Consider the following 22735-nt stretch of genomic DNA (forward strand, 5'->3'; position numbering starts at 1 on the left):
CGCAGGACGGCACCCTAGCGCGGCCCGGCGTCGTACACCACGCCCACCCGGGCGAAGTTGCCGCCGTATTGCTTGACGTCGACCTGGAACGGCGCGCTTTCCTCCGGCTTGAGCTTGGGCAGCCGCAATTCCTGGAAAACCGCGCCGGTCAGCTTGTCCTGGGCGTCGTAAAGGCTGATCCAGACCTTGACGTTCTCGACCTCGGCCTGGCTGTCATTGCGCACGCGGCCGTGCACGGTCACGTACTTGTAGCGGAAGCGGTGGGTGAAGTTCAGGGTGCCGGTGCCGACCTGGGCCTCGGTGTTCTCGACCGTGACCGCTAGCTTGGGGCGCGGGCCGGGCAGGGCGGCGCGCTTGGCGGGCAGCCAGTCGGTCTTGACCTCGGTATAGCGGTCGACGCGGCCGGTCAACGCCACCGGCACCCGCTCGCCGGGGTACAGGCGCGCCGGCAGGCTCCAGCTCTGGCGCAGGTCCAGCCGGTTGGAACCGTCGAACACCGTAATGTTGGCTTTCGGCGACAGGACGACGTACTGGTCGCTGGTGTTGACCAGTTCGGCGTACAGGACCGGGCGCTCGATCTCGTCGAGCAGGCGGCGCGGCGCGGACAGCTTGAGCGCGCTGGCGTCGAACAGCGCGAAGTCCGGATCCAGCAGTTCCGCGGTCGTCAGGCGCACGTGCTCGATGATTCGCGGGTCGGCCGGGCTGACGCGCACGATGCGGCTGGCGGGCGTTTCCGCCTTGGACGCGGCAGACGCTGCGGTGTGGGTCTCGCTTTGCACCATGTAGTCGTAGGTGGCGACCCGGCCCTCGGTCAGCATCTCGCAGCGCACGTCAAAGGAGGTCAGCGCGTTCGGCGCCAGCGGGCTGGCGGCGCCGTAGCCGTTGCCGGTGCCGATCAGCTTGCCGTCCTCGCCGTACAGCATCACCGTGATCTGGCTGCTGTTGGCCTCGTTGGCGCCGTTGTTCTTCAAGAGGCCGACCAGGCGGTAGGCGCCGTCGTTGCGCACTAGCTGCACCTTGCTGGCGGCCACGTCGTTGTTCCTGTCCCGCGCCAGCGTCGGCTGCGAGACCTGCAGCGTATAGCGGCTGTAGGCCTGGCTGGGCGTGGAGATGATGACAGGTGTGTACTCGCCCGGCTGCAGCGAACGCGCCGGCGCCGAGCCGGAGTTCGACGGCAGCGACAGGTCGCCCTGGAAGAACGAAGCCGTGACGCGCGGCACGTCGATCTTCTTGCCCGTCTCGTTGCGCATGATCATGACCAGCTGCGTGCGGTCGCGGACCCGGATCTCCTGCACGTCCGTCAGCTTGACCAGCGAGGCGTCGATGGGAGGCGGCGCAGGCGGCTGCCGTGTGACGGTCGGTTTGGACCCGATCATGGAGGCGACCAAAGGCACGGCGATTACGGCGGCGACGGCGACTGCCACCGCCGCGATGGCGCGCGGACCGAGCTGCGGCTTGGGAGCCGGCTGCTGCATCCCGCGCAGGATCTTCTCCAGCCGTTGGGCGACGTTGTCTTCGACCAGCGTGACCGCGTGGCAATGGCTGCAGCGGTATTCGTTGGTGTCCAGCTTGGTGAATTGGGCGCTGCCGCAGGTCGAGCAGGTCAGCGTCACCGTGTTGATCGTGGTCTGTTTGGGCGTCATTCTCGCAGCCGTGCGCGCCGTATCCAGACGGCGCGGCGGATGGCGCGGCGGGAGCAAGGCGCAAGGGATTTACAGGGCGGCAAGGATAGCGGCAGGGCGCGCCGGTCATGGTGCACGAGCGCATCCAGTTGTGACAAAGTGTGAGTCGGCGCATCCCGGTGCTATGATCGCCGGCGGAAAAAACCCGATCCCAAACCCCTAACGCTGTTCCCCGTCGATCCGCTCCCGCGCCGCGCAACGCGCCGCTCCGGGCAGAGCCGAGGCAGGTCAGGCTCTCCCATTAGCATGAGCATTTCCCAATATTTGCTGTTCCTCGCCTGCGTGGCGCTCGCCACCTATGCGCAGACCATGACGGGCTTCGCCTTCGGGCTGGTGTTGTTGGGCCTGTCGGGCGTGTTCCAGCTGGCTTCCGTGTCCGAAGTGGCCAACGTGGTCAGCGTGCTGTCGCTGGTGAATGCCGCCGTGACGCTGGCACGCGCCAAGCCGCAGGTGAACTGGTCGTTGATGCGGCCCGCGATGGCCAGCAGCCTGGTCGGCGTGGGGGCGGGCGTGGCGGCGCTGGCCTGGATCAGCGGCTCCATGGGCGTGCTGCTGCAACTGCTTTTGGGCTGCACCATCCTGGGCTGCGCGGTGCTGTTGATCGCGCGTGCGCAGCCGCTGGCGCATGTGTCCTCGCGCGGTTCGTTCGTGTTCTTCGGCGCGATTTCCGGCGTGCTGGGCGGATTGTTTTCCAGCGCGGGTCCGCCCATGGTCTATCACCTGTACCGCCAGCCCCTGCCGCTGGCCGCCATCCGCAACAGCCTGCTGATTCTGTTTTCGCTTAACGCGGTCGTGCGCCTGGCGCTCGTGACCGGGCAGGGGGCCTTCATGGCCTCGTCGTTCTGGTTGAGTCTGCTGGCGTTGCCGGTTGTGATCGGCGTCACCTGGGTGGCTCGCCGCTACAGCACGGCGGGCTCGATGAAGACCGTCAAGCGCATGGTGTTCGTGCTGTTGCTGGCGGCCGGCATGGGTTTGATCGTGCCGGCATTCAAGGCGCTCGCGGCGGGCTAGCCGCGAGTCCGTCGCATGGACCGCGCGGCGTCAGCCGCGCTCGCCGGTGATGTAGCGTTCGAGTTCGTGGATGATGAACTTCTGTTCGCTCATGACGTCCTTGACCAGGTCGCCGATGGAAAGCAGGCCGACCAGCTTGCCGTCCTCGATGACAGGCAGATGACGGAAGTGGCGTTCCGTCATCATCGCCATACAGTGTTCGCGCGTGTCCGCGCGGCTGACGTAGTAGACGGAATCGGTCATGATGTCGCGCACCTTCGTGGTACGCGAGGAGCGGTCCTGCAGCACGATCTTGCGGGCGTAGTCGCGCTCGGTCAGCATGCCCAGCACCGCGTCGCCCTGGACCACCACCACGGCGCCGATGCTGCGTTCCGCCATGATTCTGACGGCTTCGAAAACCGACGCGTCGGGCGAAACCGTCACGACGGAATGATTGGCTTTTTCCCTGAGTATCTCAGCAACTGTCTTCACGATGCGCTCCCGGATCGCTGGTGAGGATAAAACCCATGCTCCATCCTAAGCCTGGCGGCCGTGTTGCCGCAAGCGGCGCGCTTATTTCGCGTTCTTGTCCCGGAACGCCTGACTGGCCATTTCGCGCAGGTTGCGCGTGGCGCTGCGTTCGGTCGCGGGGTTCCATGCCAGCGAAATGCCGATCGTTGCATCCGCGGGAAAATCGGGCAGCGTCTTGTAGACGACGTTGGTGCCGGGCAGGCGCCGGCCGCCGGCTGGTACCAGGGCCACGCCCAGGCCGCTTTCCACCAGGCTGAGCAGCGTCTGCACCTGCACCGCCTCCTGCGTGATGCGGGGCGTGAAGCCGCGTAGCTGGCAGGCGTTGATGGCGGCCATGCGCAGGCCGGCAGCCTCGGTGGCGGTGTACATGATGAAGGCCTCGTCGGCCAGGTCCGCCAGGCGGATGCGGCCGCGCCGCGCGAGCGGATGCGTCTTGGGCACGGCCAGCGCGAAGTTCTCGGTCGTCAGCGGCGCGAGCCGCACGTTCGATCCCATCGCCACCGGCACGCGCACGATGCCGATCTCCAGCGTGTCTTCTTCGAGTTCCTGCATGATGCGTATGGAGGTGGCTTCGCGCAGCACCACGGTGACGCCGGGATAGCGTTGCCGGAACTGCGGCAGGATGCGCGGCAGCACGCCGTGCGTGGCCGAGCCCACGAAACCGATGCGCACGGTGCCGCCTTCGCCCGCGGCGCCGGCGCGCGCCGCCTGCCGGAACTGTTCGGCATGGAACAGGGCGCGGCGCGCCTCGTCCAGCGCGGCCAGGCCGGCTTCGGTGAGTTTCACGCCCTGGCGTCCGCGCAGGAACAGCGGCACTCCCACCATCTCTTCGAGCTTGCGTATCGAGACGGACAGGGGCGGCTGCGACATGTGCAGTTTTTCGGCAGCGCGGTGGAAATTCAGCGTTTCGGCCAGGACCAGGAACTGCTGCAGATGACGGAAATCCATGCGGGCGCTCCAGATGGCATTGGGCATGGATGATATGAAGTTCGTATCGATAGGGGTATTGGTGCTATCCCTTCGGTATCGGGCATTCACGCCGCGCCAGCCCCGGGCACAAGACGGCGGCGGTATGATGGAACGCATTACAAGGAGGAAACACCATGAATGAAGTCATCGTCGCGTCCGCCGTCCGCACCGCCATCGGCGATTTCGGGGGCGCGCTGAAAGACGTGCCGCCGTGCGACCTGGGCGCAACCGTCATCAAGGCCGCGCTGGAACGCGCCGCCGTCAAGGGCGATGAGGTCGGGCACGTCGCCGTGGGCCACGTCATCAACACCGAACCTCGCGACATGTACCTGTCGCGCGTGGCGGCCATGAACGCCGGCATCGCCAAGGAAACCCCCGCCTTCAACGTCAACCGCCTTTGCGGTTCGGGCTTGCAGGCCATCGTGTCGGCTGCGCAGACCATCATGCTGGGCGATGCCGAAATCGCCATCGGCGCGGGCGCCGAAAGCATGAGCCGCGCGCCGTACATCGCGCCGGCGCAGCGCTGGGGCGCGCGCATGGGCGATAGCGTGATGCTGGACATGATGACCGGCGCGCTGTCGGATCCGTTCGGCCGCATGCACATGGGCGTGACCGCCGAGAACGTGGCGGCCAAGTTCGGCATCAGCCGCCAGGACCAGGACGCCGTGGCTGCGGAATCGCATCGCCGCGCCGCGGCTGCCATCGACGCGGGCTACTTCCGCGACCAGATCGTGCCGGTGGTCATGAAGTCGCGCAAGGGCGAAGTGGTGTTCGACACCGATGAGCATGTGCGCCGCGACGTCACGGCCGAAAACCTTGCGGGCCTGAAGCCGGTGTTCCAGAAGGAAAACGGCACGGTGACGGCGGGCAACGCCTCGGGCCTGAACGATGGCGCGGGCGCCGTGGTGCTGATGAACGCCTCGGTCGCGGCCAAGCGCGGCGTCAAGCCGCTGGCGCGCCTGGTGGCCTATGCCCACGCGGGCGTGGACCCCAACATCATGGGCATCGGTCCGGTGCCGGCCACGCAGGCCGCGCTCAAGCGCGCCGGCCTGACGGTGGATCAGCTGGACGTGATCGAAGCCAACGAAGCGTTCGCGGCGCAAGCCTGCGCGGTGTCGCGCGAACTGAAGCTGGATCCGGCCAAGGTGAACCCCAACGGCAGCGGCATCGGCCTGGGCCACCCCATCGGGGCCACCGGCGCCATCATCACCGTCAAGGCGCTGCACGAACTGCAGCGCGTGGGCGGGCGCTACGCGCTGGTGACCATGTGCATCGGCGGCGGGCAGGGCATTGCCGCCATCTTCGAGCGGATCTGAAACGCCTAGGGGCGCCTCTGGGCGCCCGGCCGCAAGACTGCCCCCTCGCTGCGCGAGGGGGCTTTATTTTTCCAGGTAGTCCTGGGCCCACGCCTGGCACTCGGCGCGCAGCAGCGCGCCCATCTGCGCCCGCCGCGGCGCGTCCAGCCGGCTGCTGATCGCGCCAAAGCTGAATGCCACCCAGGTCAGTTCCGACACCCGGAACGCCACGCCCACGCCCGACACGCCGGGCGTGATGGTGTCCACGATTTCCGAATAGCCCGCTGCGCGCGCCTGCCTGACCGATTTCATCAGGGCAGCGCTGGATGCGCCGATCTGCGCGTAAGTGGCGGAGTGCCGTGCGTACAGCGCGGCGATTTCCTCGTCGGGCAGGGTGGCCATCAGCGCCAGGCCGCCCGCGCCCACGCCCAGAAGACGCCGCTCCCCCTGGTCGATGGTGAATACCTTGACGGGGAACGAGCCAGCCTCGCGCAGCAGGCACAGGGCGTAGTCGCCCTGGCGTATCACCAGGAACACCGTGTCGCCCGACAGGCGCGCGAGCTTCTGCGCAAACGGACGCAGCGCGTCCAGGAGCGGCGTGCGCCGCAGCGCCGCGAATCCCAGTTGCATGGAGTCCACGCCCAGGCGGTAGCGCCGGGTTGTGGCGTCGCGCTCGGCGAATTGCTCTTCCAGCAGGCAACTGAGCAGCCGGTGCGCGGTGGAGCGTTCCAGTCCGGCCTCGGCCATGACGCCTTGCAGGTCTATGCCGTCTTCCTGGTGCTGCGCCAGTACGCGCAGCAGGCCCAGGGCGCGCCGCATGCTCTGGGTACCGCCTGTGGATCCACTGTTGTTCATAATGTGGGAAATATTGATTGAATATTTTGTATTTTAGGATTCCAGGTGCGTTAATTCAATCCAGTCGACCGCGCCGCCTCTCAAGGCGCGGCGGAACAAGGACGAGGAGACCATGGAATACGCCACCCTGGCCGTCGAGCGGCACGACTCGGTATGCCGCATCAGCCTGGCGCGCGAATCCGCGCGCAATGCCCAAAGCCAGCAGATGCTGGACGAACTGGATGACGCGTTGACGCGCGCAGAACAGGACGACTCGGTACGGGTCGTGGTGTTGGCCGGGCGCGGCGCGCATTTTTCCGCGGGCCATGACCTGAAGGAAGCCCAGGCCAAACGCGCCGACTTCACGGTGGAGGAGCGCTGGGATTACGAGTCGCGCCGCTACTACGGCTATTGCATGCGCATCTGGGACTTTCCCAAACCGACGGTGGCGCAGGTGCAGGGCGCCTGCGTGGCGGGCGGTTTCATGATCGCCAATATGTGCGATCTGGTGGTGTGCTCCGACACCGCCTATTTTTCGGATCCCGTCGGCCACACGCTGGCGGCCGCCGCCACCGAGGTGCTGATCCATCCCTGGGTCATGGGGCTGCGCAAGGCCAAGGAAATGCTCTACACCGGCGAAAAGGTGGACGCGCAGGAAGCGCTGCGCATCGGCATGGTGAACCGCGTGGTGCCCGAGGCCGAGCTGGACGCCGCGACCCTGGCGCTGGCGCAGCGCATTGCCCAGGCGCCGCCCTTCGGCCTGCGCCTCATCAAGCGCTCGCTGAACCGCACCGCGGACGCACAGGGTTTCCGCACCGCTCTGTCGGCGCATTTCGATACGCACCAGCTGTCGCATCTGAGCGAGGAGTTCCAGGCCGTCCGTGCACGCGGCCTGGCGCAAGCCATCCAGCGCAACGAGCAAATGGCCCCACGCGACGCAAGCGCGCTGCCCCCCGAGGGGGCGCCTTTTGCCTTGGGGCGGCCCGGCGGCAAAACGGGTGAGGCAGCATGACTCTGGACCCCTTGCTCAACCCGCGCTCCATCGCGATGATCGGCGCCAGCGCCGACGCAGGGCGCATCGGCGGCATGCCGCTGGATCTGCTGACGCGCTTCGGCTATGCGGGCGGCATCTATCCCGTGAATCCGAAGTACCAGGAAGTCTTCGGCCGCCGCTGCTGGCCGGACATCGAGTCCGTGCCCGAGGCGGTGGACCTGGCGGTGCTGGCCATCGCGGCCGCGGACGTCACGCCCATGCTGCGCCGCTGCCACGCAAAGGGCGTGCGCGCCGCCATCGTCTACGCCGCGGGCTTTGCCGAAGCGGGCGGCGAGGGCGCGCGCCTGCAGGACGAGCTGGAGGCCTTCGTGGCCGAAAGCGGCATGGCCGTGGCGGGCCCGAATTGCATGGGCTTCGCCAACCTGAACACGCAGGCCTACACGGCGTTCGCCTCGGTCTTCAAGACCGCGCCGGCGCAGACGGGGCCGGGCAAGGTCAGCCTGCTGACGCAAAGCGGCAACGTGTGCGCGGCGGTGTACGCGATCGCGCGCCGGCTGGACCTGCCGTTCTCGCATTTCATCAACACCGGCAACGAAGCCTGCCTGGATTTCTCGCAATACCTGGAGTACCTGGCGGCCGACCCGCAGACGGAAATCGTCCTGGGCTACATAGAACAGTTGCGCGATGGCGAGCGCTTCAAGCGCGCCTGCCGCGAACTGGAGCGCCAGGGCAAGTTGCTGATCGCGCTGAAGGCCGGCACCACGGACAAGGGCGCGCAGGCGGTACAGTCGCATACCTCGGCGCTGGCCGGGGACCGGCGCGTGTACGGGGCGGCCTTCCGCCAATTGAATGTGATCGAGGCCACCGATTTCGCGCAGATGGCGCATCTGGCCAGCCTGGCCACGCTGCGCCACCGCACGGCGGGCAAGCGCGTCGCGGTGCTGACCATGTCGGGCGCGCTGGGCGCCATCCTGGCGGACAAGTTCATCGGCGCAGGACTGGAGTTGCCCGATCTGCCGCCGGACCTGCAGGCGGTACTGCGCGGCGGGATTCCCGACTACGGCATGGTCGGCAATCCGGTGGACGTGACCGGCAACGTGGTCAACGATCCCGCCTTTGTGCATACCGTGCTGGAAGCGCTGGCCACCACCGATGCGATCGACGCGGTCGTCGTGTATGCGCCCGGCTACATGCTGGACCGCATGGCCGACGCGCTGACGGACGTGTCGCGCCGGCACAAGCGCCTGTTCGTCGCCATCGATACCGGCCTGGCCCAGAGCCGCGCGGCCTTGCGCGACGCCGAGGTGGCCGTGTTCGAGGACTTGGGTCTCGCGGTCGCGGCCCTGGCGCCTTACCTGCTGTGGTGCGAGGCGCGCGGCGCCAAGCGCATCGCGGCGGCGCCGCAACTGGACGCGCCAGCGGTGCCGGCTGTGCCCTGCAATGAAGCGGATGCGCGCGGGTACGTGGCTGCTTTCGGCCTGCCGCAAGCGCGGACCAAGGTGGCCGCGAACGCGGATGAAGCCGTCGCGCAGGCGCGGGAGGCCGGATATCCGGTTGCCCTGAAGATACTGAGCGCCGACATCGCCCACAAGACCGAGGCGGGTGGCGTGGCGCTGAACCTGGCCGACGACGACGCCGTGCGCCGCGCGTACGGCGAGGTGACGCGGGCGGCGGCCGCGGCGCAGCCAGGGGCGCGGATCGACGGCGTGATGGTGCAGAAGATGGAGCGCGGCGTGGCCGAGATCATCGTCGGCGCCACGCGCGATCCCGTCTTCGGTCCGGTGCTGACCGTGGGGCTGGGCGGTGTGCTGACCGAGCTGTACCAGGACACCAGCCATCGCCTGCTGCCGGTGGACGAGGACATTGCGCTGCAAATGCTGCAGGAGCTCAAGGCCTACGCGCTGCTTGACGGTTATCGCGGCAAGCCCCTGGCCGACGTGGCGGCCGCGTGCCGCAGCATCGTGGCCGTGGGCAATGCCTTGCTTGCCGCGCCCGCGCATGTGGCGGAAATCGAAGTCAATCCATTGCTGATCAAAGAGGCTGGACAGGGCGTTGCGGTACTGGACGCGCTGATCCTGCCCGCAACCCGTAGCGCCTAGCGCGCAATCCATCCCAGGAGGAGACAAGCATGATGAAGAAACTATTGGCCGGCGTCGCGCTGGCTTGCATCGGCGTCACGGGTCCGGCCATGGCCCAGGACAGCTATCCCAACCGTCCGATACGCATCGTGGTGCCGTTCTCGCCAGGAGGCGCGACCGACATCATGAGCCGCCTGCTGGCGGAAAAGCTCAGCGGCAAGCTGGGCCAGCCGGTAATCGTGGAAAACAAGCCGGGCGGCGGCACCATGATCGCGTCCGACTACGTGTCGCGCGCCGAACCCGACGGCTATACCTTGCTGATGGCGGCTTCGTCGCTGGGCATCGCACCCAGCATCTACGCCAAGGTGAACTACGACCCGATCAAGGACTTCGCGCCCATCAGCCAGGTGGCCTCGGTGGTGCACGTGCTGGAAGTGCATCCCTCGGTGCCGGCCAAGAACGTGGGCGAGCTGATCGCCTACCTGAAGGCGAATCCGGGCAAGGTCAGCTACGGTTCGGTCGGCACCGGCAGCTCGACCCATCTGGAAGCTGAACTCTTCAACAGCATGGCGGGCGTGCAGATGACGCACATCCCGTACAAGGGCAGCGCGCCAGCGCTCAACGATCTGGTGGCGGGCCGCCTGCAGGTCATGTTCGACGCCTGGGCCTCATCCGGCCCCTTCGTGAAGGACGGCAAGCTGCGCGTGCTGGCGGTGACTACCGCCCAGCCCTCGGCCTCGGTGCCGGACCTGCCGACCGTCGCGGCCTCGGGCCTGCCGGGCTATTCCGCCATGCCCTGGCTGGGCCTGGTGGCGCCGGCGCGTACGCCGCAGCCGGTGGTGGACAAGATCTACAGCAATCTCGCGCAGATCCTGCAGCAGCCCGACGTCAAGGCGCAATTCACGGGCCTGGGCCTGGACATCATCGGCAGCGATCCCAAGACCTTCGCCGCTTTCATCCGCCAGGACGTGACCACGTGGGCCAAGGTCGCGCGCGATTCGAACATCCGCCTGGAGTAATGGCATGACGCAGTTGGAAAGCGCCGCGCGGGAAGACGAGGCGTTCCGCCTGGACTTGCGCGGCTGGCTGGCATCGGCCTACGCCGGTTTCGTCAAGGATTGGCCGGGCGGGGCCGAGCCGCGCAACCTTGATTTCCGGCGGGCATGGGAAGACACCCTGTGCGCCAACGGCTGGTCCGGTTTGGGCTGGCCCAAGGAGCACGGGGGCCGCGCCCTGCCGCTGTCGCGGCAGGCAGTGTTCCACGAAGAGCACGCGCGCTGCGGCGCGCCGCTGGGCGTGAACCTGATCGGGCACGGCATCCTGGCGCCGACGCTGCTGCATTTCGGCACCGAGGCGCAGAAGCGCCGCTTTTTGCCCGGCATCCTGTCGAACCGCGAGGTCTGGTGCCAGGGCTATTCGGAGCCGGGCGCCGGCTCCGACCTGGCGTCGGTGCGCACGCGGGCGGAGGCGGCGCCGGGCGGCTATCGCTTGAACGGCCACAAGATCTGGACCTCGTTCGCCGACCGCGCGCAATGGTGCTTCGTGCTGGCGCGCACCGATGCGCAGGCGCCCAGGCACAAGGGGCTGAGCTTCCTGCTGGTGGACATGCGCAGCCCGGGCGTGCGGGTCGAACCGATCCGGCAGATCACGGGCGAGGCCGAATTCTGCGAGGTGTTCTTCGAGGATGTGTTCGTGCCTGAAGACTGCCTGCTAGGTGCGCCGAACCAGGGCTGGAAAATCGCCATGGCCGCGGCCAGCTTCGAGCGCGGCACCTACTTCATCCCGCGGCTGGTGCGCTTCGCGCAGGAACTGCGCCAGGTGCGCGAACTGGCGTTGCGCGCCGACGCCTACGGCCACGTTCCGGCGTCCTCGGCGGCGGTGCGCCATCAGTGGGCGCGGCTCGCGGCCGACAGCCATGTGCTGGCGTTGAAGTCGCAGCGCGCGCTGGCCGGCGCGATGCGCGGCGATCCGCCGGGGCCCGAGGGGTCTTCCACCAAGATCCATTGGAGCGAAGCGCATCAGCGGCTGCTGGAACTGTCGCTGCAACTGCTGGGCGAGGATGCCTGCCTGGCGGACGACGCGAGCGACGCGCATGCCGCCGAACTGACGCATGCCTATCTGTGGTCGCGCGCCGAAACCATATTGGCCGGCACCTCCGAAATCCAGCGCAATATCATCGCCGAGCAGATGCTCGGCCTGCCCAAGGCTTGAACCTCATGGATCTGCATCCGACCGAAGACCAGCGCATGCTGGACGACGCGGCCCGGCGCTTTCTGGCCGACCGCCATCCGCCCGCCACGGCACGCGCCGCGGCCGGCAAACCCTATGAAGCGCGCCTGGCGCAATGGCGCGAGATCGCCGCCCAGGGCTGGCCGGCGTTGCTGGCGCCGGCCGCGCAGGACGGACTGGGGCTGGGCATGCGCGAAGCCTGGATCGTGGCCGAAGCCGCCGGGCGGCACCTGTTGAGCCTGCCGCTGGCGGCCAACATGGCGATACTGCCGACCCTGTGCGCGGCGGGGCCGGCCGCGGGATGGGCTGCCGCCGTGATGGCGGGCGACACCTACTTTGCTGACGCTGCCGTGCGTCCCGACGGATCGGTCTTCATCGAAGGCGCGGGCGAGGGCGTGCGTGCACTGGCCGTGCGGCGCTTGAGCGCCACCGCCCTGCGCCTGGAGGCGCTGGCGCCCGTATCCGGCGAGGCGCGGCTCGATCCCACCATGCCGGTGGCGCGTGTGACCCGCCCGCAATTGCTGGACAGCGTCGATCTGGAGGTCGAGGCGGGAACCTGGGAGCGCCTGCGGACGCGCCTGCGCCTGTTGCGTTCGGCGGAGCTGCTGGGCGCTGCCTCGGCCGCGCTGGACATGGCGGCGGCCCATGCACGCGAACGCCGGCAGTTCGACCGCGCCATCGGCGCCAACCAGGCGATCAAGCACCGGCTGGCGGAAGACTGGATGGCCCTGGACGACGCCAGGCTGGCGGGCGTGGCAGCGGTTGCGGCGCATGACGCGGGCGCGGCTTCGGCGGAACGCGACAGCCTGTTCGCGCCATTGCTTGCGGTGGAGGCGGGCCGGCGCGCGGCGCAGAACGCCATCCAGGTCCACGGCGCGTTGGGCGTCACCTGGGAGTGCGATGCGCACCTTTACCTGAAGCGGGTGCTGCGGCTGGCGGCCGGCCTGCAAGCCGAAACGTCCCGCGCGGAACTGCTGGAACGCATCTGGGAGAGCGGGGACGGCCGGCTGGCCGCCTGACGCAGAGGCGGCGTCCGACCTACAATCGCCGCCATGCATAAATCGAACTTTCCTTCCGAGCTGGACCAGCCGACCCTGTCCGAGGTGGACGGCGTCCGCTATCTGCACTTCAACACCGTCTGGGTCCAGGGCGCCATGCGCATCAAGAACCCGTCGGAGCTGGTGCTCGAGTACACCGCCCAGATGATGGCCTGGCTGCTGTTCCTGGAGCCGCCCAAGGACGAAGCCATCGGCATGCTGGGCCTGGGCGCCGGCTCGCTGGCGCGCTACTGCGTGAAGCACACGCGCAGCCCCTTGCTGGCGGTGGAATGGAATCCGCGGGTGACGGCGGCTTGCCATATGTTCTTCCGCCTGCCCGGCGCGAACCGCCTCGAAGTCGAACACGCCGACGCCGGCGCCTGGGTGGCCGATCCGCTCAACGCGGGGCGTTGCCCGGTGCTGATGGTGGACTTGTACGACGCCATGGCCGAGGGACCGGTGCGCGACAGCGTCAAGTTCTACCGCGACTGCCGCCGCGTGCTGGGCGAGGTCGGCGTGCTGGCGGTGAACCTGTTCGGCCGCCACGAGAGCTTCGGCAAGAACATCGACAACCTGTCCAAGGCCTTCGACGATCGCATCGTGCTGCTGCCCGAGGTCGAGGCGGGCAACCAGATCGTGCTGGCGTTCTCCGGCCCGCGCCTGGAAGTCACCCCCGCCGAGCTGTTGGCCAGGGCCGAGGTGGTGGAGGCCAAATACGGCCTGCCGGCGCGCCGCTGGGCCCGCTCCCTGACCCGCCACGCGGTCGATGGGGTGCTGCACTTCTGATTTTGTCCCCTTTTTTCGGGATGAATCGAAGGGCCTCCGGATGCCGGAGGCCCTTTTTATTCCTAGGGTAGCTACCGAGGAGCAAGGGGTTTTCTTTTTCCCGCATCCAGCACTATCATGGTCTTATTCATAATTATGAATTACGGTGCAGTCCAGGCCGCTGACCCATGACCCTTCCCATCGTCCGGCAAGCCCTCTACCTGGAAGTCGCGGATCGCCTGCGCGGCATGATCCACGCGCGTTCCCTGCGCAACGGCGAATGGATAGACGAATTGCGCCTGGCGGGCGAGCTGGGCATCTCCCGCACCCCTTTGCGCGAGGCGCTCAAGGTGCTGGCCACCGAGGGGCTGGTGCGGCTGGAGCCGCGCCGCGGCTGCTTCGTCAATGAACTCTCGGCGCAAGACCTGGAAGACATCTTCCCGCTGATGGCCATGCTGGAAGGGCGCTGCGCCTTCGAGGCCGCGCGCAAGGCCAGCGATGCCCAATTGGCCGAGCTTGAACCCCTGCACGCGGCGCTGGCGGGCCATGCCCAGGCTGGCCGCATCGATGCCTACTACAAGACCAACTACCTGATCCACGAAGCGGTGCAGGCCCTGGCCGGCAACCAATGGCTGTCGGACATGGTGGGCAATCTGCGCAAGGTGCTGAGCCTGTCGCGCCACCGCAGCCTGTCCCAGCCCGGCCGCATCCAGCAGTCCTGCGCCGAGCACCTGGCCATATTCGAAGCGCTCAAGGCGCACGACAGCGAGGCCGCGCAGGCGCTCGCGCACAACCACCTGATGCGCCAGCTGGAAGCGCTGCGCGCATTGAGCCATGCGGACGCCGCCGATGCGGCGCCGTCCGATCCCATCGTCATCGAGGAGCCCGCCCATGTCCGCACCCGCCAATCTCGCGCCCGCGCGCGGCGCACGCACGCCTGAGCCCGAGGCCGAGGCCATCGATGAAGCGGCCGCCGCCGAAAGCGCGGGCCTGATGTCCCGCCTGGGCAAGCTGTGGGAACGCGGCCGGCTGCCCAGTGAATCCGAAGTCCGGCGCTTGTTCGAAGCGCGCCTGACCGACGTGGCCGCCAACAAGCTGGCCCGCCGCTGGTGCGAGCAGTACAGCGCCGCGGACGGCAAGGACCGCCGGCTGATGCTGACCGCGCTGGCGCAGGCGCGCGGCAGCTACGCTGGCGAAGGCGGCGAGGGCGCGCGCCTCTTCAAGCGCTTCAATGCGCAGCCCCAGGGCCTGCGCTTCCTGGTGGAGCTGCGCGCGGACATGCTGCGCTGGCGCAAGCAGGTGGCGGGCATTCAGATGCTGGACAAGGACCTCGAGGGTCTGCTGTCCGCCTGGTTCGACGTGGGCCTGCTGGAACTGCGGCCGCTGACCTGGGATTCGCCTGCATCGCTACTGGAAAAGTTGATCCTTTACGAAGCCGTGCACGAGATCACCTCCTGGGACGACCTGCGCCGCCGCGTTTCGCCGGACCGTCGCTGCTACGCCTATTTCCATCCGCAGATGCCGGGCGTGCCGCTCATCTTCGTGGAAGTCGCCTTCGCCAGCCAGATGGCCGACAACGTGCAGGTGCTTTTGGACAGCACCCTGCCGCCGCAGGACCTGGACAAGGCGCGCTGGGCCATCTTCTATTCCATCTCCAACACGCAACCCGGCCTGAAGGGCATCAGCTTCGGCAACTTCCTGCTCAAGCGCGTGGTGGAGCAGCTGCTGCATGAACTGCCCAAGCTGAAGTCCTTCGCCACGCTGTCGCCCATCCCGGGCTTCGCCGACTGGCTGGGCAAGCTGGACGCCGAGGCGGTGGAGGCCATCGTGCGCGAGGACAAGGTGCGCGCCAAGGCGCGCAAGCGCGAGGGCGTGCCCGACGGGCGGCGCTGGGTTGCGCGCCTGGCCAAGGCGGCCCAGGGCAAGGCCGCCGACGTGGTCAAGCGCGCGGGTTTCCGCCTGACAGCCAATTATCTGCAGTCCATGAAGAACGGCATGCCGGTGGACGCGGTGGCGCGTTTCCACCTGGGCAATGGCGCGCGCATCGAACGGCTCAATTGGGCCGCGGATACCTCGCCCAAGGGACTCAAGCAGTCCTGCGGCTTGATGGTGAACTACCTCTACGACCTCGACGAGCTGGATGACAACCTGGCCCGGCTGGGCGAGGGCAAGCCCCAGGTCAGCCGCGGCGTGGGGCGGGTGGCATAGGCGTCGCGCCCGCGGCGCAACTACATAAGAAAGAGGGCAGGAGACATGACGGACAACGTGGCCGGCCGCGTGCTGCTGGAACGCGAGGGCGATCTGGCGCGGGTGACGCTATCGCACCCGGGGCGCCTGAACGCGATTACCGTGGGCATGTGGCATGAACTGCGGGACGTATTCACGCGCATTGCGCAGGACGATACCGTGCGCTGCGTGATCGTGCGCGGCGAGGGCGGCAACTTCGCCGCCGGCGCCGACATTCGCGAGTTCCCCGCGCAGCGCGGCGACATGGCCGGCGTGCAGCGCTACCACCGCCAGGTGCTGGCGCCTGCCTTGCAGGCGGTCGCCCTGTGTCCGCATCCGGTCGTCGCGCAGATCGAAGGCGTATGCGTGGGCGGGGGGCTTGAGATCGCCAGCCAGTGCGATCTGCGGATCGCGGGCGAATCCGCGCGTTTCGGCGTGCCGATCAACCGCCTGGGATTTCCCATGGCGCCGGACGAAATGAGCGGCCTGCTGGCCTTGGTCGGACGCGCCGCCACCCTGGCCATCCTGCTCGAAGGCCGCGTGTTCGGCGCGGCCGAGGCCCGCGAGCTGGGCCTGCTGACGCGCGTCGTTCCCGACGACCAGGTGGTCGACGCGGCCAAACGCAGCGCCGAGCGCATCGCGGCTGGCGCGCCGCTGGCCGCCCGCATCAACAAGCGCCTGTCGCGCAGGCTCGCCGCCGGCGGCGCCTTGACCGAAGACGAATACCAGGATTATTTCTCGTACGCCGACAGCCGGGACCACAAGGAGGGCGTGCGCGCCTTCCTGGCCGGCGTGGACCCTTCCTTTTCCGGAGACTAGACAAGGTGACCAACGCTAATCTATATGCTGTCCTGCAAGGCGGCTTTCCCAAAGACCGCAGCAAAGTCGCGCTGGAAACGCCCGACTTGCAATACACCTGGGACGACATCGATCGCGCCACCGCGTGCCTGGCCAATCTGCTGACCTCGCTGGATCTGCCGGCCGGTTCGCGCGTGGCGGTGCAGGTCGAAAAGTCGCCCGAAGCGCTGCTGCTGTACCTGGCCACCTTGCGTGCCGGCCTGGTCTACCTTCCGCTGAATACCGCCTACCGCGAATCGGAAATCGAGTACTTCCTGGGTAATGCCGAGCCGGCCGTGGTGGTCTGCGCCAGCAAGAACCTGGACTGGGTGCAGCGCGCGGCAGACAAGGCGGGCACCGCGCACGTGTACACGCTGGATGAAGACCGCAGCGGCACGCTGCTGGATGCCGCGGGCGGCCTGCCGCAGACTTTCAAGACCGTGGCGCGCAAGCCCGACGATCTGGCCGCCATCCTGTACACCTCCGGCACCACCGGGCGCAGCAAGGGCGCGATGCTGTCGCACGGCAACCTCGCCGCCAACGCCCGCGTGCTGCACGACTATTGGGGTTGGCGCCCGGACGACGTGCTGCTGCACATGCTGCCGATCTTCCATGTGCACGGCCTGTTCGTGGCCTCGCATGGCGCCTTGCTGGCAGGGGCCAGGATGATCTGGCTGCCCAAGCTCGACGTCGAGCAGGCCTTGCACTACCTGCCGCAGAGCACCGTGATGATGGGCGTGCCAACGTACTACGTGCGTCTGCTGGCCGACCCGCGCTTTGACCGCAGCGTCTGCGCCAACATGCGCCTCTTCATCTCGGGCTCGGCGCCCTTGCTGGCAGAGACCTTCTCGGACTTCCAGAAACGCAGCGGCCACGCCATCCTGGAACGCTATGGCATGAGCGAGACGGTCATGCTTACCTCCAATCCCTATGACGCCAAGCTGGGCGAACGTCTGGCGGGTACCGTGGGCCGCGCTCTGCCGCAAGTGCAGGTGCGGGTGGTCGACGATGCCGGCATCGCGCTGGCGCCGGGCGAGATCGGCAACGTGCAGGTGCGCGGGCCGAACGTGTTCTCGGGCTACTGGCGCATGCCGGAAAAGACCGCCGAGGAATTCACCGCCGACGGCTGGTTCAAGACGGGCGACGTGGGCCGCTGGGGCGGCGAGTCCGCGGGACGCGACGTGCCCGCCGACTACCTGTCCATCGTGGGCCGCAGCAAGGACCTGATCATTTCCGGCGGCTTCAACGTGTACCCCAAGGAGATCGAAACGCTGATCGACGACATGCCCGGCGTGGCCGAATCGGCGGTCATCGGCGTGCCGCACGCAGACTTCGGCGAGGCCGTGGTGGCCGTGGTGGTGCCCAAGGACGGCGCGGCGCTGGACGCGGACGCGATGCAGGCCGAGCTGAAATCGCGCATCGCCAATTTCAAGGTGCCCAAGCGCGTGCACATCATCGGCGAACTGCCGCGCAACACCATGGGCAAGGTGCAGAAGAACGTGCTGCGCGAAACCTACAAGGCGCTCTGACGTACGCGCCGACCGCTCCCCGATCTGGGGAGCGGGTTTTCTTCAGGCCCAGCGTGTGATGCGCAGGCCATCTTTCAGGAGCGCTCGCCCCCAAAAAAACCGCAAGTCCCAGCAGCCCATTCCATACAAAAACTTTAAGAGACGAGACGCACATAACCGCGCCGTCCCCATGCTGCAGCAAGAGGAGACAATATGAAATATCGCACCACCACCGCGGCCGTATTCGCCGTGGCCGCCCTGGGCTTTGGCGGCGTCGCCGCCGCACAATGGCCCGAACGCCCGATCACGCTGATCGTCCCGTTCCCCGCAGGCGGCGGCACGGACACCTTTGCCCGTCCGCTGGCCCAGCAACTGACCACGCAGCTGGGCCAGCCCGTGGTCATCGACAACAAGGGCGGGGCGGGCGGAACCGTGGGCGCGGGCGTCGCGGCCAAGGCCAGGCCTGACGGCTACACCTTCTTCATGGGCGGCGCGCACCATGCGCTGGCCCCCTCGCTGTACAAGAACCTGAACTACGACATCCAGAAGGACTTCGTGCCGGTCGCGCTGGTCGCCCAGCCGCCGCAGGTCATCGTCATCAATCCGTCCAAGCTGCCGGTGAAGACGGTGCAGGAATTGATCGACTACGCCAAGAAGCGTCCCGGAGAAATCAACTTCGGCACTGCCGGCAAGGGCAGCACGCATCACCTGGCCGGCGAGCTGTTCGCCATGCAGACCGGCATCAAACTGGTGGACGTGCCCTACCAGGGCGCCGGACCCATGCTGTCGGCCCTGATCGGCGGACAGGTGGACCTGGCGTTCGACGGCCTGGGTTCGTCCGCCGGCCATATACGCTCCGGCACGATCAAGCCCCTGGCCGTGGCTGCCACCGAACGCTCGCAATCGCTGCCCGACGTGCCCACCGCCGCCGAGGCCGGCGTACCGAACTACGTGGTGTCGACCTGGTACGCGATCTGGGCGCCCGCTGGCACGCCCAAGGAAGCGGTGGATCGGATGAGCGCCGAGATCACCAAGGCCCTGAATGCGCCGAAGATCAAGGAAACCTGGGCCGGCAACGGCTCGGCCGTGCCCACCCTGACCGGCGCCGAGTTCGGCAAGTTCGTCGATAGCGAGGTTGGGCGTTGGGCCAAGGTGGTGAAGGACTCGGGGGTGAAGCTGGATTGATGGCCGCGAGTCAGGCGTGCGCCACGTGGCGCGCGCCCTCCCTCACCGCCATTCACTCGCCTGGCTCAGCTTGGCCAACTGATCATGCGTCAGCGCCAGGCTGGCCGCCTTGACCAGTTCGTCCAGTTGCTCGAGCGAGGTCGCGCTGACGATGGGCGAGGTGATGCCGGGTTGCGCGATCTGCCAGGCCAGCGCGGCCTGGGCGGGCGTGCAGCCGGCGTCCTCGGACACTTCGTCCAGCGCTTTCAGGATCCGGTAGCCGCGGTCGTTGAGATAGGTGTCGACGATCTTGCGTCCGCGCGGGCTCTTGCCCGCGTCCGCGGGGCTGCGGTACTTGCCGCTGAGGAATCCGCTGGCCAGGGCGTAATAGTTGATCGTGCCCATCTGCTGCGTCTTCACCAGGCTTTGCAACCCGGACTCGAAGGGTTCGCGGCGGTACAGGTTGTATTCCGGTTGGATGCTCTCGTAGCGCGGCAGGCTGTGCCGTTCGCTCGCGATCAGCGCTTCGGACAGCCGCACCGCGGTGTAGTTGGAGGCGCCGATGGCGCGCACCTTGCCGGACTCGATGTGCTTGGCGTATTCGGCCAGGGTGTCGGTCAGCGGTGTGTCGGGGTCGTCCTGGTGCGACTGGTAGAGGTCGATGTGGTCCGTCTGCAGCCGGGCCAGCGAGGCTTCCAGCGAACGGCGGATGTAGGCGGGCGCCAGGCCCTTGGCGTCGGGTCCCATTTCCATGCCGACCTTGGTGGCGATCAGCACGCGGTCGCGCTTGCCGGAGCGCTTCAGCCATTTGCCGATTAGGGTCTCGGATTCGCCGCCCTGATTGCCCGGAACCCAGCGCGAATACACATCCGCCGTGTCGATGAAGTTCAGGCCGGCGTCAACCAGCGCGTCCAGCAGCGAGTACGTGCCGGCTTCGTCCACGGTCCAGCCGAAGACGTTGCCGCCGAAGGTGAGGGGAGGAATCTGCAGGCCGGAACGGCCCAATGCGCGTTTGATCATGGTGAGGCCTCTGGATGCTGCGGTTGGCGGCGCGAAAGAAGTCCGGTTTCTGCGGATCCGGCCGCTGCGATTCCGGGCTTTTCAGTATATTGACGCCGCTGCGCCCCGCTGCGGGGCATGCTGTTGCGGCATGCACCATTTCAGGGATTCCCCCGAAACGCTTTGGGTGGGCGGCAAGTTAGACTATACGGCTTTATGGCTAGTCCGGCCGGCGGGGAGCCGCCAGCGGCGCCGTAATAATGAGCAAAAACAAGGGTTCAAGGAGCTTATCTATGCTGATCGGAAAAAAACATTTTCTGACGGTTGGCGCCATGGCGCTGGCGATGGCTATCGCCGCGCCTGTGTCCGCGCAGCAGAAATCCGTGGCGGTCACCGCCATCGTCGAGCATCCGGCGCTGGACGCCGTGCGTGACGGGGTGCAGGATGCCCTCAAGCAGGCCGGCTACGAGCCGGGCAAGAACCTGAAGTGGCAATACCAGAGCGCCCAGGGCAACAACGGCACCGCCGCCCAGATCGCGCGCAAGTTCGTCGGCGACAAGCCCGACGCCATCGTCGCGATCGCCACGCCGTCGGCACAGGCCGTCGTCGCCGCTACCAAGGACGTGCCGGTGGTGTATTCCGCCGTGACCGATCCGGTCGCTGCCCAACTGGTCGCCAGCATGGACGCCTCGGGCACGAACGTGACCGGCGTGTCGGATCTGCTGGCCCTGGACAAGCAGGTCGAACTGATCAAGAAAATCGTCCCTAACGCCAAGCGCGTGGGCATCGTCTACAACCCGGGCGAGGCCAACTCGGTCGTGGTCGTGAAGAAGCTGCAGGAAATCCTGCCGAAGTCTGGCATGAGCCTGGTCGAAGCGGCAGCGCCGCGCTCGGTGGACGTGGCTTCCGCCGCCCGCAGCCTGATCGGCAAGGTCGACGTCATCTACACCAACACCGACAACAACGTCGTGTCGGCCTATGAGTCGCTGGTCAAGGTCGGCAACGACGCCAAGATCCCCCTGATCGCTTCCGACACCGACAGCGTCAAGCGCGGCGGCATCGCCGCCCTGGGCATCAACTACCGCGACCTGGGCGTGCAGACGGGCAAGGTGGTGGTGCGCATCCTGAAGGGCGAGAAGCCCGGCGCCATTCCCTCGGAAACCATCTCCAAGCTCGAGCTCTACGTGAACCCGGGCGCTGCCGCCAAGCAGGGCGTGACCCTGTCCGATGCGATCATCAAGTCGGCCGCGGTGGTTGTGAAGTAATAATCAGCCGTACCCGCCCCGCCATGCCTACCCGGCGTGAGCGGGGCTTGTTTTATGTTCTGGTGTCTTGCCTTACCCCATGGTCTTCAGGGCGGCAGCATTCACAAGATGCTCGCGGCCCGGCGCAATGTGCTGGTCTTGAATGGCCGGCGGCCCGCCTTACGGCGTTGTGCCCGCCCGGCGTTTTTGCTCCCTGAATGGTCCTGCAGACTCATGCTGGCGGCCCGGCCGTCCGGCACGGGAAGGCTTTGGCAGGAAACCGGAGAAAATCCCTCGCAGGGAAACGTTTCTTGCGAAAGCTGGGGTAAAACTGACCCCGAAACGCAAGATATCCGACGCGGCAACTCTTTAATATGCTCGTTTCTTGCCTTCGTGCAAGTTTTTAATATGCCCGCTTCTTACTGATTGGATTTGACCCATGTCATTGTTCTCGTTGTTAGGTGCGTTGGAGATCGGCCTGATCTTCAGCCTGGTGGCTCTGGGCGTGTATATCTCGTTCCGCCTGTTGCGCTTCCCGGACCTGACCGTTGACGGCAGCTTCCCGTTGGGCGGCGCGGTCTGTGCCACGCTGATCGCCTCGGGCACCGACCCGTTCATGGCTACCGTCATCGCCACCATCGCTGGCGCCGCAGCCGGGCTGGTCACCGGCTGGTTGAACGTCAAGCTCAAGATCATGGATCTGCTGGCCAGCATCCTGATGATGATCGCGTTGTACTCGGTCAACCTGCGCATCATGGGCAAGCCCAATGTCCCGCTGATCACCGAACCCACCGTATTCACCATCCTGCAGCCTGAGTGGTTGTCGGACTACGTCGCCCGCCCGTTGATCCTGATCGTGATCGTGATCCTGGCCAAACTGGCGCTGGACTGGTTCTTCGCCACGCAGACCGGCCTGGCGGTGCGCGCCACCGGTTCCAACGGCCGCATGGCCCGCGCCCAGGGCGTCAACACCGGCCGCATGATTCTGGGCGGAATGGCGCTGTCCAACGCGCTGGTCGCGCTGGCGGGCGCGCTGTTCGCGCAGACCCAGGGCGGTTCGGACATTTCGATGGGCATCGGCACCATCGTGATCGGCCTGGCCGCGGTGATCGTGGGCGAAAGCATCCTGCCGTCGCGCAAGCTGGTGCTGGCCACGCTGGCCGTCATCATCGGCGCCATTGTCTACCGCTTCTTCATCGCCCTGGCGCTGAACAGCGATTTCATCGGCCTGAAGGCGCAAGACCTGAACCTCGTCACTGCGGTGCTGGTCACGTTTGCCCTGGTCATTCCCATGCTCAAGCGCCGCCTGGTCGGCAAGAAAGGATGAGGCCCACCCCCGAAGCGCCTGCGGCG

At 67.2% G+C, this 22735-nt stretch carries 20 protein-coding genes; 15 read left to right on the forward strand and 5 right to left on the reverse strand.

Annotated features, from left to right (window positions below; genetic code table 11):
* Positions 1–14 precede the first annotated feature (14 nt).
* Complete coding sequence (locus HV766_RS30235; RefSeq protein ID WP_225596793.1) at positions 15–1643, reverse strand: FxLYD domain-containing protein; 1629 nt, start codon at positions 1641–1643, stop codon at positions 15–17.
* 285 nt (positions 1644–1928) lie between these two features.
* Here HV766_RS30235 and HV766_RS21110 point away from each other — a divergent pair, with 285 nt between their 5' ends.
* Complete coding sequence (locus HV766_RS21110; RefSeq protein WP_054452957.1) at positions 1929–2693, forward strand: sulfite exporter TauE/SafE family protein; 765 nt, start codon at positions 1929–1931, stop codon at positions 2691–2693.
* Between the two features lie 30 nt (positions 2694–2723).
* Here the strand turns inward: HV766_RS21110 and HV766_RS21115 are convergent, their stop codons facing one another.
* The gene (locus HV766_RS21115; RefSeq protein ID WP_054452955.1) at positions 2724–3164 is read right to left on the reverse strand and encodes a CBS domain-containing protein; all 441 of its coding nucleotides are present in this window, start codon (positions 3162–3164) and stop codon (positions 2724–2726) included.
* A gap of 81 nt (positions 3165–3245) precedes the next feature.
* Entirely contained in the window at positions 3246–4151 is a 906-nt protein-coding gene (locus HV766_RS21120; RefSeq protein WP_175181782.1) for a LysR family transcriptional regulator, read from the reverse strand.
* Between the two features lie 155 nt (positions 4152–4306).
* Here HV766_RS21120 and bktB point away from each other — a divergent pair, with 155 nt between their 5' ends.
* Entirely contained in the window at positions 4307–5488 is a 1182-nt protein-coding gene (gene bktB / locus HV766_RS21125; protein ID WP_054452951.1) for a beta-ketothiolase BktB, read from the forward strand.
* A 63-nt stretch (positions 5489–5551) separates the two neighbouring features.
* Here the strand turns inward: bktB and HV766_RS21130 are convergent, their stop codons facing one another.
* Positions 5552–6322: an IclR family transcriptional regulator gene (locus HV766_RS21130; protein ID WP_119450004.1), complete on the reverse strand. Its 771-nt coding sequence runs from the start codon at positions 6320–6322 to the stop codon at positions 5552–5554.
* Between the two features lie 112 nt (positions 6323–6434).
* On the opposite strand from HV766_RS21130, the gene HV766_RS21135 reads away from it, so the two are divergent.
* From HV766_RS21135 to HV766_RS21185, 11 genes are all read left to right on the forward strand, one after another.
* Positions 6435–7313, forward strand: coding sequence for an enoyl-CoA hydratase (locus HV766_RS21135; RefSeq protein ID WP_254593342.1), 879 nt, complete (start codon positions 6435–6437; stop codon positions 7311–7313).
* The gene (locus HV766_RS21140) at positions 7310–9394 is read left to right on the forward strand and encodes an acetate--CoA ligase family protein (RefSeq protein ID WP_175181783.1); all 2085 of its coding nucleotides are present in this window, start codon (positions 7310–7312) and stop codon (positions 9392–9394) included. The genes HV766_RS21135 and HV766_RS21140 overlap by 4 nt, the downstream gene beginning before the upstream one ends.
* A gap of 29 nt (positions 9395–9423) precedes the next feature.
* The gene (locus HV766_RS21145; RefSeq protein ID WP_125473428.1) at positions 9424–10392 is read left to right on the forward strand and encodes a Bug family tripartite tricarboxylate transporter substrate binding protein; all 969 of its coding nucleotides are present in this window, start codon (positions 9424–9426) and stop codon (positions 10390–10392) included.
* A 4-nt stretch (positions 10393–10396) separates the two neighbouring features.
* On the forward strand, positions 10397–11584 hold the full coding sequence (locus tag HV766_RS21150; RefSeq protein WP_175181784.1) for an acyl-CoA dehydrogenase family protein: 1188 nt from the start codon (positions 10397–10399) through the stop codon (positions 11582–11584).
* 5 nt (positions 11585–11589) lie between these two features.
* Positions 11590–12621 carry an acyl-CoA dehydrogenase family protein gene (locus HV766_RS21155; RefSeq protein ID WP_175181785.1) on the forward strand — a complete coding sequence of 344 codons (1032 nt, stop codon included), beginning with the start codon at positions 11590–11592 and terminating at the stop codon, positions 12619–12621.
* Between the two features lie 33 nt (positions 12622–12654).
* Entirely contained in the window at positions 12655–13425 is a 771-nt protein-coding gene (locus tag HV766_RS21160; RefSeq protein WP_059372341.1) for a class I SAM-dependent methyltransferase, read from the forward strand.
* A 167-nt stretch (positions 13426–13592) separates the two neighbouring features.
* Entirely contained in the window at positions 13593–14345 is a 753-nt protein-coding gene (locus HV766_RS21165; protein WP_175163182.1) for a GntR family transcriptional regulator, read from the forward strand.
* Entirely contained in the window at positions 14296–15612 is a 1317-nt protein-coding gene (locus HV766_RS21170; protein WP_175181786.1) for a malonyl-CoA decarboxylase domain-containing protein, read from the forward strand. Before HV766_RS21165 ends, HV766_RS21170 begins: the two co-directional genes overlap by 50 nt.
* 45 nt (positions 15613–15657) lie before the next feature.
* A complete protein-coding gene (locus HV766_RS21175; protein ID WP_119449998.1) occupies positions 15658–16449 on the forward strand; it encodes an enoyl-CoA hydratase/isomerase family protein in 792 nt (263 codons plus the stop codon).
* Positions 16450–16454: 5 nt separating this feature from the next.
* Positions 16455–17996, forward strand: a complete 1542-nt coding sequence (locus tag HV766_RS21180) for a malonate--CoA ligase (RefSeq protein WP_175181787.1) — start codon at positions 16455–16457, stop codon at positions 17994–17996.
* 192 nt (positions 17997–18188) lie between these two features.
* Positions 18189–19160, forward strand: coding sequence for a Bug family tripartite tricarboxylate transporter substrate binding protein (locus HV766_RS21185; RefSeq protein ID WP_175181788.1), 972 nt, complete (start codon positions 18189–18191; stop codon positions 19158–19160).
* 42 nt (positions 19161–19202) lie between these two features.
* Here the strand turns inward: HV766_RS21185 and HV766_RS21190 are convergent, their stop codons facing one another.
* Positions 19203–20159 carry an aldo/keto reductase gene (locus HV766_RS21190; RefSeq protein WP_119449995.1) on the reverse strand — a complete coding sequence of 319 codons (957 nt, stop codon included), beginning with the start codon at positions 20157–20159 and terminating at the stop codon, positions 19203–19205.
* Positions 20160–20431: 272 nt separating this feature from the next.
* Here HV766_RS21190 and HV766_RS21195 point away from each other — a divergent pair, with 272 nt between their 5' ends.
* Both HV766_RS21195 and HV766_RS21200 read left to right on the forward strand, forming a co-directional pair.
* The gene (locus tag HV766_RS21195; RefSeq protein WP_054452924.1) at positions 20432–21403 is read left to right on the forward strand and encodes an ABC transporter substrate-binding protein; all 972 of its coding nucleotides are present in this window, start codon (positions 20432–20434) and stop codon (positions 21401–21403) included.
* Positions 21404–21821: 418 nt separating this feature from the next.
* On the forward strand, positions 21822–22709 hold the full coding sequence (locus tag HV766_RS21200; RefSeq protein ID WP_054452922.1) for an ABC transporter permease: 888 nt from the start codon (positions 21822–21824) through the stop codon (positions 22707–22709).
* The last annotated feature ends 26 nt before the right edge of the window (positions 22710–22735 follow it).

This window comes from Achromobacter aegrifaciens (assembly GCF_902859735.1).
GTDB lineage: Bacteria > Pseudomonadota > Gammaproteobacteria > Burkholderiales > Burkholderiaceae_B > Achromobacter > Achromobacter aegrifaciens.